The sequence below is a fragment of the Streptomyces glaucescens genome, from assembly GCF_002154375.1.
Classification (GTDB): domain Bacteria; phylum Actinomycetota; class Actinomycetes; order Streptomycetales; family Streptomycetaceae; genus Streptomyces; species Streptomyces glaucescens.
Map to the genome: position 1 here is coordinate 1 of NZ_MUND01000078.1, position 1,326 is coordinate 1,326.

Sequence of the window (1,326 nt, forward strand, 5' to 3'; positions counted from 1 at the left end):
CCTCGCCCAGACGCGCCTCCGCCTCGCCGGGCTCGCCGCCCGCCGGGACCTCCTCGCCGAAGCGCTTCTTGGAGAAGGACAGGACACGGTTGACGAAGTTGCCGAGGGTGTCGGCGAGGTCCTTGTTCACCGTGGCGGTGAAGTGCTCCCAGGTGAACGAGGAGTCGTCCGACTCGGGGGCGTTGGCGATCAGGAAGTAGCGCCAGTAGTCGGCCGGGAGGATGTCCAGCGCCTGGTCGGTGAAGACGCCGCGCTTCTGCGAGGTGGAGAACTTCCCGCCGTAGTACGTCAGCCAGTTGAAGGCCTTGACGTAGTCGACCATCTTCCACGGCTCGCGCACGCCCAGCTCGGTCGCCGGGAACATCACCGTGTGGAACGGGACGTTGTCCTTCGCCATGAACTCGGTGTAGCGGACGGGGTTCTCGCCGGAGTCCGCCTCGTACCACCACGACTTCCAGTCCCGGTTCTCCGGGTCCCGGTCCGCCCACTCCTTCGTCGCGCCGATGTACTCGATCGGGGCGTCGAACCAGACGTAGAAGACCTTGCCCTCCGCCGCCAGCTCCGGCCAGGTGTCCGCCGGAACGGGGACGCCCCAGTCCAGGTCACGGGTGATGGCGCGGTCGTGCAGGCCCTCGTTCAGCCACTTGCGGGCGATGGAGGAGGCCAGCTGCGGCCAGTCGTCCTCGTGGCGGGCCACCCACGCCTCGACCTCGTGCTGGAGCTTGGACTGGAGGAGGAAGAGGTGCTTGGTCTCGCGGACCTCCAGGTCCGTGGAGCCGGAGATGGCGCTGCGCGGGTTGATCAGGTCCGTCGGGTCGAGGACGCGGGTGCAGTTCTCGCACTGGTCGCCGCGGGCCTTGTCGTAGCCGCAGTGGGGGCAGGTGCCCTCGACGTAGCGGTCCGGGAGGAAGCGGCCGTCGGCGGGCGAGTAGACCTGGCGGATCGCCCGCTCCTCGATGAAGCCGTTCTCGTTCAGCTTGCGGGCGAAGTGCTGGGTGATCTCGACGTTCTGCGCGCTGGAGCTGCGGCCGAAGTAGTCGAACGCAAGTGCGAAACCGTCGTAGACGGCCTTCTGCGCGTCGTGCGCCTGCGCGCAGAACTCCGCCACCGGCAGGCCCTGCTCCTTGGCCGCCAGCTCCGCCGGGGTGCNNGCTGGCGGAGGTACCGGGAGTACACGTCCGCCGGGAGCATGGACCCCACCATGTTGCCCAGGTGCTTGATCCCGTTGATGTACGGAAGGGCGCTGGTGATGAGGTGTCGAGCCATGGCTTGGCTGCTCCCGGGTCGGTTGTTTGCGAACCTTGAAATGGTAGCCGAGACGGGCGG

1 pseudogene is annotated in these 1,326 nt (G+C 67.7%); it reads right to left on the bottom strand.

The annotated features are described in order from the left end of the window. Positions 1-1,266: pseudogene (metG, locus tag CCN42_RS06190) on the bottom strand (methionine--tRNA ligase); the annotation flags it as partial. Positions 1,267-1,326 lie beyond the last annotated feature (60 nt).